The following is an 8,361-nucleotide window of genomic DNA, read 5'->3' as shown; positions in this document are numbered from 1 at the left end:
GCCAATGGCGGGCGATCAGACCCGACCGAACACCAGGGCCGCGTTGGTGCCGCCGAAGCCGAAACTGTTGGACATCACCGTGTCCAGCACCTGTGCGCGGCTTTCGCGCAGGATCGGGAAGCCTTCCACCGCCGGGTCCAGCTCGCTGATGTTGGCCGAGCCGGCAACAAAGCCATCGCGCATCATCAGCAGGCAGTAGATGGCTTCGTGCACGCTGGCCGCGCCCAGCGAATGGCCGGACAGCGCCTTGGTCGAGGACAGCGGCGGCACGGCCTCGCCGAACACCTCGCGGATCGCGTTGAGTTCGGTGACATCGCCCAGCGGGGTCGAGGTACCGTGCGTGTTGAGGTAGTCCAGCGGGCGGTCCACGTTCTGCAGTGCCATCTTCATGCAGCGCACCGCGCCCTCGCCGGACGGTGCCACCATGTCCGCACCATCGGATGTCACGCCATAACCGATCAGCTCGGCATAAATGCGTGCGCCGCGCGCAACCGCATGATCGTAGTCTTCCAGCACCAGCATGCCGCCACCACCGGCGATGACGAAGCCGTCGCGGTCCTTGTCGTAGGGGCGCGACGCGTTGGCCGGGGTGTCGTTGAAACTGGTCGACAGCGCGCCCATCGCATCGAACATCACGCTCATCGACCAGTGCAGGTCTTCACCACCGCCGGCGAACATGATGTCCTGCGCGCCGTGCCGGATCATGTCCGCGGCGGCGCCGATGCAGTGCGCCGACGTCGCGCAGGCCGCCGACAGCGAGTAGCTCACGCCCTTGATCTGGAACGCGGTGGCCAGGCACGCCGACACGGTGGAGCACATCGTGCGCGGCACCATGTACGGGCCGACCTTGCGCACGCCACGTGCACGCAGCAGATCGACCGCGCCGATCTGCCACTCGCTGGAGCCGCCGCCGGAGCCGGCGATCAGGCCGGTGCGCAGGCCACTGACCTGCGCCTCGTCCAGCCCGGCATCGGCGATGGCATCGCGCATGGCGATGTAGGCGAACGCTGCTGCATCGCTCATGAAGCGCTTCTGCTTGCGGTCGATCAGGGCGTCCAGGTCGAGGTCGACACGGCCGCCGATCTGGCTGCGCAGGCCCGCTTCGGCGTGGTCGGCCAATGCGGTGATGCCGGCACGCCCCTCGCGCAGTGCGGAAGAGACGGTATCCAGATCATTGCCGAGGCAGGACGTGATGCCCATGCCGGTGATGACGACACGACGCATCAGAAGCTCCCGGTTTCAGTGAACAGGCCCACGCGCAGGTCGCGAGCGTTGTAGATCTCGCGATCGTCCACATACATGCGGGCGTCGGACTGGGCCATCACCAGCTTGCGGTTGATGACGCGCGTGATGTCGATCTCGTAGCGCACGCGCTTGGCGTCCGGCAGTACCTGGCCGGTGAACTTGACCTCGCCGCAGCCCAGGGCGCGGCCCTTGCCGGGAGCACCCAGCCAGGTCAGGTAGAAGCCGGTCAGCTGCCACATCGCATCCAGGCCCAGACAGCCGGGCATCACCGGGTCGCCGATGAAGTGGCAGCCGAAGAACCACAGGTCCGGGCGGATATCCAGTTCGGCGCGTACCATGCCCTTGCCATGCGGGCCGCCGTCCTCGCGAATGTCGGTGATGCGGTCGAACATCAGCATCGGGTCGTTGGGCAGACGGCCGGCGGCGGCGCCGAACAGTTCACCGCGTGCGCTGGCCAGCAGCTGGTCGCGGTTGAACGCGTGGAGACGAGTCATGAAACGCAATCCTGGAAGCGACGAACAGGGATACAAGTGCTCGAGAATGCCCTTGGAAGCGCTGCCGATCAAACATTTCAACCGTACGCAACCGTAGTGTTTTCAATGGAATACGCGCATCCTGTTGATGTGCAACGACCATACCTCGGCGTGTGGCCCACCCACGCCGAACCCGCCCCGTACACCTGACATGACCCGACTGCGCAAGATCATCCACGTCGACATGGACGCCTTCTACGCGTCGGTGGAGCAGCGCGACGATCCCTCACTGCGCGGCAGGCCGGTGGTGGTGGCGTGGCGCGGTGCGCGCTCGGTGGTATGCGCGGCGTCCTACGAAGCGCGCGTGTTCGGCGTGCGTTCGGCGATGCCGGCGATGCGTGCCGAGCGCCTGTGCCCGGACGCGATCTTCGTGCCGCCGGACTTCGCGCGTTACAAGGCCGTGTCGCGCCAGGTGCGCGAGATTTTCCTGCGCCATACCGACCTGGTCGAGCCGCTGTCGCTGGATGAGGCCTATCTGGACGTGACCGAGCCGAAAAGTGGCATCGAGCTGGCAACCGAGATCGCACGCACGATCCGCGCACAGATCCGCGACGAGACCCAGCTGACCGCTTCAGCGGGCATCGCGCCGAACAAGTTCCTGGCCAAGATCGCCTCGGACTGGCGCAAGCCCGACGGCCAGTTCGTTGTTCCACCGCAACGGGTGGACGCATTCCTGGCGCCGCTGCCGGTCAGCCGCGTGCCCGGCGTGGGCAAGGTGATGGAAGGCAAACTGACGGCGCGCGGCATCATCACCTGCGGTGACCTGCGGCAATGGGCGCTGGCGGATCTGGAGGACGCGTTCGGCAGCTTCGGCCGCAGCCTCTACAACCGTGCACGCGGCGTCGATGAACGGCCGGTGGAGCCGGACCAGCCGGTGCAGTCGATCTCTTCCGAGGACACCTTTGCCGAGGACCTGCTGCTTGAAGACCTGGGCGAGGCCATTGTGCAGCTGGCAGAGAAAACCTGGAACGCCACGCGCCGGACGGAACGCGTGGGCCACACCGTGGTGCTGAAGCTGAAGACGGCGCAGTTCCGCATCCTTACCCGCAGCTTCACCCCGGACCGCCCGCCGGAATCGATGGAGGAGCTGCGCGATGCCGCGCTGGCGCTGCGCGCGCGCGTGGACCTGCCGGCCGACACGCGCTATCGCCTGGTGGGCGTCGGCCTGGGCGGTTTCCGCGACAAGGAACCGGTGGTGCAGGGGGAGCTGTTCGAGCAGGCGTCGAACGATCCGCACCGCCCCTGACCGCGGTCCTGCCTCACGGCCACTGCATTTCGCCCTTGGCCACCTTCGCGCTCAGCTGCAGCGACTCCACGCCCTCCAGCCGCGGGTAACGCGCCTGCATCGCCTTCACCAGCGCCTGGCTGTCCTTCGCTTTGGCCGCTTCCGCATCGAACGCACGGATGTACCCGGCGGTGAAGCGCAGCGCACTGGCGTCCAGCGCCGCCCCTTGCGCGTAATGGCCCGGTACCACCACCTGCGGCTTCAGTGCCTGCAGTCGCTGCAGGGTCTGCAGCCAGTCGGCATGCGACTTCGGGGTCTGCGTGTCGGCCATCCACACATGCTCGCCGGCGACCACGGGGATGCCACCGACGATCGCGCGCAGTGAAGGCACCCACAGCACGCTGCGGTCCGGCGTAGGGCCATCGAGTCCGATCAAGGGCAGGCGCTGCTCTTCCAGCAGCAGCGCGTCGCCCTCCAGCACCTGCGGCACAACGATGCGCGCCGGTGCGTCGGCCCCCATCTTCGGGCCCCAGTAGGCACGCTTGCCGGCGTGGGTCTGCTGGATGTGGGCCACGGTCTGCGCAGTGGCGACGATGCGTGCGTGCGGGAAGGCGTCCTGCAGCGTGGCCAGGCCGAAGTAGTAATCGGGATCGCCATGGCTGATGTAGATCGTGGTCAGTTGCTTGCCGCTGGCACGGATCAGCTCGACCAGCCTGCGCGCGTCGCTGGCCGCGAACTGTGCGTCGACCAAGATCGCATCGTGGCGGCCTTCGATCAGCACCGATGACACGGAGAACATCGCCTGCGGGCCAGGATGGAAGTACTGCAGGTGCAGCTGTGATTTCGCCGCCGTGGCCGGCGTCGGGGCAGCCGGTGCGGCCAGCAGCGGGGCGCTGGCGAAGCTGGTGACCAGTGCAAGCGGAAGCAGCAGGGCAACGGAACGCATGCGGAACTCCTTGTGCAGCGCCGGGCCATGCCCGGCATGTAGGTCGATCAGTACGCCGCAGTGATGATCTGCTTCGGGTAGGCATGCGCCTCGAGTTCCGCCACGAAGGCAGCGCCATAGTCGGCGTAGCTGATGCGGCTGTGGCCGCTGGCGTCGGCGAGGAAGGCCTTGGCCTGCACGCGGTACTGGCCACGCTCTTCGCCCGGTCCGATTTCCGCGGCCGGCGAGAAGAACGTCCAGTCGAGGTCGTCTACCGCCTGCAGGCGCTTGAGTGCTTCGCGGTGGGCCAGGGCATAAGGCTTGTACGCCTCCGGGAAATCCGGCGTATCGACCAGCTGGACACCCGGTGCCACTTCCAGGCTGCCGGCACCGCCGACCACGACCAGGCGCGGCACCCCGGCCTTGCGTGCCGCGGCTGCCAGCTGTCCGGCCACTTCGCCGACGCGGCTGATGTCATCGCCCGGACGTGGCCCGTAGGCGCTGGCCAGCACGTCGTGGCCGGCGATGGCCGCGGCCAGCGCGTCGGGATCATCCAGCGCGGCGATCACCGGATGGGCACCGGCCAGCTCCGCCGGCAGGTCCTGCGTGCTGCGCACGATCAGGGTCAATTCGTGGCCGGCGGCCAGCGCGTGGCGCGCGATCTGGCGGCCGATGTTGCCGGTGGCACCGACGAGGGCGATTTTCATGGCGAACTCCATAAGCAAGGGGAGGGGAAGACGACGGGGCCACTGTAGGACGCTGTAATTGTCCGAAAAACAGCGTATAACGCGCTTGTTTGTTGCATGGATCGAGCAGATGGATCGACTGACCGCCATGACCGTATTCATCGAGGTGGCCGAGCGCGGCAGCCTCACGGCCGCCGCTGAGGTGCTGGACATGTCGCGGGCGATGGTCACCCGTTACCTTGCCGAGGTGGAGGCCTGGCTGGGGGCGCGCCTGCTGCACCGGACCACGCGCCGGGTCAGCCTGACCGGCCCGGGGGAGGCGGCGCTGGCGCGCTTCCGGCAGATGCTGGAGATCGGCGAGGCGCTGCAGGGCGAACTGGCCAGCGACGATCCCGAACCGCATGGCACGCTGCGGGTGACCGCCAGCGTCTCGTTCGGGCAGAGCCATCTGGCGCGCGCCGTCGCCGACTTCGTCAAGCGCCATCCGGCGGCGCGCATCGAACTGCTGCTGGTCGATCGCACGGTGAATCTGGTCGAGGAGCGGGTGGATCTGGCGGTACGCATCGCCCGGCAGATCGATCCCAGCCTGATCGCGCGACGGCTGGCCACGTGCCGCTCGGTGCTGTGCGCCACGCCCGGTTACCTGGAGGTGCGCGGCACGCCGACCGCCCCGGAACATCTGGCCGCACACAACTGCCTGACCCATCACTACGTGGGCAAGAGCCTGTGGCACCTGCACCGCGACGGACGTTCGCAGTCGGTGGCGGTGGGCGGCAACATCAGCGCCAACGAAGCGTCATTGCTGCTGGAAGCCGTTCGCGCCAGCGCGGGCATCGCGATGCTGCCCACCTACCAGGTGGCGCCGTTGCTGCGCAGTGGCGAGCTGGTGGAACTGCTGCCGGCGTATACCCTGGACGAGCTGGGCATTCATGCGGTGTACGCATCGCGTCGCCAGCAGTCGGCGATCATGCGGCGGTTCCTCGACTTCTTGGGCGAGTGCTTCGCCAGCCCGGCCTTCCAGGACCTGGACTGGCGACCGGCGCGTGTGGAACCTGCATGACATCCCGGTGCGATGCGCACACGGCATACAATGAGCAGCCCCACGTCGTACAGGTGCGTTGCGTGTCGTATCCCTATCCGCTGGTCGTGTTCGACCTCGATGGCACGCTGGTCGACAGCGCCGCCGATATCGCCGAAGCCCTGAACCGCACGCTGGAGGACATCGGCCTGGCCCGTGTGCCGGAAGCCACCGTGCTGGGCTGGATTGGCGACGGTGTCCGCCGGTTGGTCGAGCAGGCCGTGCACGCCGCAGGGCGGCAGGTCGATCTGGCCGAGGTCATGCCGGTGTTCATGGTGCATTACCGTGAGTGCCTGCTGCGCAGCCCACGCCTGTTCGACGGTGTGGCCGAAGCACTGGCGCAGCTGCGGGAACGTGCTGTGCCGCTGGCCATCTGCACCAACAAGCCTGCAGCGCTGGTGCCGCCGCTGCTGCAGCATCTGGGCATCGGCGATGCGTTCGCGCTGGTGCTGGGCGGCGATTCGCTGCCACAGCGCAAGCCCAGCGGTGAACCACTGCGGCACATCGCGGCACACTTCGGCGTGCCGGTGAATGCATGCCTGATGGTGGGTGATTCGTTGACCGACTACCGCGCGGCGGAAGACGCGGGAATGCCGATCGCGCTGGTGCGCTACGGCTACCCGCGTGGCCTGGACCTGGCCACCGCAGCTGCGGTGGCGGTGATCGACGATCTGCGCGAACTGCCGGGCCTGGCCGCGCGCATCCCGGTATAGCGCCGGGCCTGCGCCCGGCGCGCCTGCTCATTTCGGCTGGTAGCGCACGCTCAGCTGATACTCGCGGCCCGGCTGGTTGAACCACGCCACGGTCTCGTACCTGCGGTCGAACACATTGGTTGCCCGGGCCAGCAGCGACCACGATGGCGTGAGCGCGTACTCGGCGCGCAGATCCAACGTGCCATAGCCGCCGACCTTCACCGTGTTGGCGGCATCGTCATAGCGCTTGCCCGCACCCTGTACGGTCAGGCCGGCACGGAATGCGCCGAAGCGGCGATCCACATCCAGCCGTGCCGTCTGCTGTGCACGGCGCGGCAGCCAGTTGTCGAACTGGCTGCTGCCGTTCGTGCGGTTGTGCGGGTCGGTGTAGCTCAGCTGTGCAGCGATGTCGAAGCCGGCCAGCACGACGCCGCCGGTCAGTTCAGCACCGCGGATGCGCGCCTTCTCCACCTGCTGCATCCTGAAGGTGGCTGCATCGTAGGTGATCAGGTCATCGATGCGGGTCTCGTACACATCCAGACCCCAGCGCCAGCCCTGGCCCTGCTGCGAAATGCCCAGGTTGGCGCTCTTCGACTTCTCAGGATCCAGTGTCGGCACGCCGCTCCACGGGTCATACAGGTCGCTGAAGGTGGGTGCCTTGAAGGCCGTGCCGTAGCTGGCGTTGATGCGCAGGCCGTGATCCAGCTCCATCGCCCAGCCGATGCTGCCGGTGGCATGGTTGCCGAACTGCTCGTTGTCGTCGTTGCGCGCGCTGGCCTGCAACTGGTGCCGGCCGAAGCGCCCCTGGTACTGCACGAACACACCGGTGTTGCGACGGCTGTCGACACGATAGCCGGCACTGCTGCCGTCCAGGTTGTCCTCACTCCAGTCCACACCGGCACTCAGCAGCTGGCCTTCGGCCACGCCGAAGTCGCCCTGCAGCGACGCGCTGTCACGATGCGTCTGCGCGCTGCCATGCACGCCGTCCGCGCCGACGTTGTCCGATTCGTTGTCACTGCGACCGACGCTGGCGGTCAGCACCAGCCGTTCGGCCGGCGTGTAGCGGACCTTGCCGGACAGTACCTGCTGGCGCGTCTCGGAGAAGTTGTAGTAGCCGTCGTAGTGGTTCTGGCCGTCGGCGCGCAGCGCGCTGCCCTCCACCGTCCACTGCTCGTTGAAGTTGTAGCCGCCGCGCAGGCTCTTGGAGAGGTTGCGGTAGCCGTCGCGGTCGGGCTCGTCGGCGAAGCAGCCGGTGAACAGCGTGGCCGAACCCCGGCAGGCGTCGATGCCATCGGAATGCTGGTAGGCGATGTCGGCGCCGAACCAGCCGCGTTCGCTGCTGCCACCGATGCCGCCGCTGGCCTCACGCAGGCCATTGCTGCCACCGCCCAGCTGCAGATGTGGCGCGAAGTCGCCCTGGTTGCGGCGGGTGAAGATCTGGATCACACCGCCGATGGCGTCGGCGCCATACAGGCTGGACTGCGGGCCGCGCACGATCTCCACGCGTTCGATCTGCGCCAGTGGCAGGTCCTGGATCATCGCCAGGCCGAGATCGGCGCTGTTGATGCGCACGCCGTCGACCAGCACCACCGTGTGGCCGGAGTTGGTGCCGCGCAGGAACAGCGAGCTCTGCTTGCCCAGGCCGCCGGCGTTGGTGAGGTTGATGCCGGCGCGGCCACGCAGCAGGTCCTGCAGCGAAGTGGCCTGGCTGGACTCGATCTGCGTCCGGTCGATCACCTGCGCAGGCGCGATGCTGTCCTGCAGGGCGATGGGGGTGCGGGTGGCCGTGACCAGGATGGGATCGAGCGCGCGGGCGCCATCATCGGCCTGGGCCAACGCGGGCAGGGCGGCCAATACGGCCAGGGAAAGCAATCGGGACTGCAGCTTCATCGGGGGACTCCAGGTGCCACGCACGCCCGCGTGGCGAAGGGGAGGAGCCGCGGAGGCAGGCAAGCGCCGATGCCGCAGGCAATGCTG

Annotated in this window: 8 protein-coding genes; 3 read left to right on the top strand and 5 right to left on the bottom strand. The window is 67.7% G+C overall.

Annotated elements, in window-relative coordinates:
• Positions 1-15: 15 nt before the first annotated feature.
• Complete coding sequence (gene fabB, locus N7367_RS16200; protein ID WP_164150991.1) at positions 16-1,224, bottom strand: beta-ketoacyl-ACP synthase I; 1,209 nt, start codon at positions 1,222-1,224, stop codon at positions 16-18.
• Positions 1,224-1,739 carry a 3-hydroxyacyl-[acyl-carrier-protein] dehydratase FabA gene (gene fabA, locus N7367_RS16195; protein ID WP_053518264.1) on the bottom strand — a complete coding sequence of 172 codons (516 nt, stop codon included), beginning with the start codon at positions 1,737-1,739 and terminating at the stop codon, positions 1,224-1,226. Before fabA ends, fabB begins: the two co-directional genes overlap by 1 nt.
• Positions 1,740-1,929: 190 nt before the next feature.
• Between fabA and dinB the strand changes: the two genes are divergently transcribed.
• A complete protein-coding gene (dinB, locus tag N7367_RS16190; protein WP_279942778.1) occupies positions 1,930-3,024 on the top strand; it encodes a DNA polymerase IV in 1,095 nt (364 codons plus the stop codon).
• Positions 3,025-3,037: 13 nt separating this feature from the next.
• Here dinB and N7367_RS16185 read toward each other — a convergent pair whose 3' ends face one another.
• Positions 3,038-3,949, bottom strand: coding sequence for an MBL fold metallo-hydrolase (locus N7367_RS16185; RefSeq protein ID WP_262100749.1), 912 nt, complete (start codon positions 3,947-3,949; stop codon positions 3,038-3,040).
• Between the two features lie 47 nt (positions 3,950-3,996).
• Positions 3,997-4,635: an NAD(P)H-binding protein gene (locus tag N7367_RS16180; RefSeq protein WP_065175377.1), complete on the bottom strand. Its 639-nt coding sequence runs from the start codon at positions 4,633-4,635 to the stop codon at positions 3,997-3,999.
• Between the two features lie 109 nt (positions 4,636-4,744).
• Here N7367_RS16180 and N7367_RS16175 point away from each other — a divergent pair, with 109 nt between their 5' ends.
• Positions 4,745-5,674, top strand: coding sequence for a LysR family transcriptional regulator (locus N7367_RS16175; RefSeq protein WP_065175376.1), 930 nt, complete (start codon positions 4,745-4,747; stop codon positions 5,672-5,674).
• Between the two features lie 62 nt (positions 5,675-5,736).
• Positions 5,737-6,405 (top strand): phosphoglycolate phosphatase, encoded by a 669-nt coding sequence (gene gph / locus N7367_RS16170; RefSeq protein ID WP_197600646.1) that lies wholly within the window; start codon positions 5,737-5,739, stop codon positions 6,403-6,405.
• Between the two features lie 27 nt (positions 6,406-6,432).
• Here gph and btuB read toward each other — a convergent pair whose 3' ends face one another.
• Positions 6,433-8,274: a TonB-dependent vitamin B12 receptor gene (gene btuB, locus N7367_RS16165; protein ID WP_279942777.1), complete on the bottom strand. Its 1,842-nt coding sequence runs from the start codon at positions 8,272-8,274 to the stop codon at positions 6,433-6,435.
• Positions 8,275-8,361: the final 87 nt, after the last annotated feature.

The sequence above is a fragment of the Stenotrophomonas sp. GD04145 genome, assembly GCF_029835135.1.
In the GTDB taxonomy this organism is placed as follows: domain Bacteria; phylum Pseudomonadota; class Gammaproteobacteria; order Xanthomonadales; family Xanthomonadaceae; genus Stenotrophomonas; species Stenotrophomonas maltophilia_P.
This window is presented reverse-complemented; position numbering and strand designations above follow the sequence as displayed.

Bases quoted from the DNA above. Each gene is read 5' to 3' on its own strand.
- N7367_RS16180 (WP_065175377.1), bottom strand. From the start codon at position 4,635: ATGAAAATCGCCCTCGTCGGTGCCACCGGCAACATCGGCCGCCAGATC.
- dinB (WP_279942778.1), top strand. From the start codon at position 1,930: ATGACCCGACTGCGCAAGATCATCCACGTCGACATGGACGCCTTCTAC.
- N7367_RS16175 (WP_065175376.1), top strand. From the start codon at position 4,745: ATGGATCGACTGACCGCCATGACCGTATTCATCGAGGTGGCCGAGCGC.
- fabB (WP_164150991.1), bottom strand. From the start codon at position 1,224: ATGCGTCGTGTCGTCATCACCGGCATGGGCATCACGTCCTGCCTCGGC.
- N7367_RS16185 (WP_262100749.1), bottom strand. From the start codon at position 3,949: ATGCGTTCCGTTGCCCTGCTGCTTCCGCTTGCACTGGTCACCAGCTTC.
- btuB (WP_279942777.1), bottom strand. From the start codon at position 8,274: ATGAAGCTGCAGTCCCGATTGCTTTCCCTGGCCGTATTGGCCGCCCTG.
- fabA (WP_053518264.1), bottom strand. From the start codon at position 1,739: ATGACTCGTCTCCACGCGTTCAACCGCGACCAGCTGCTGGCCAGCGCA.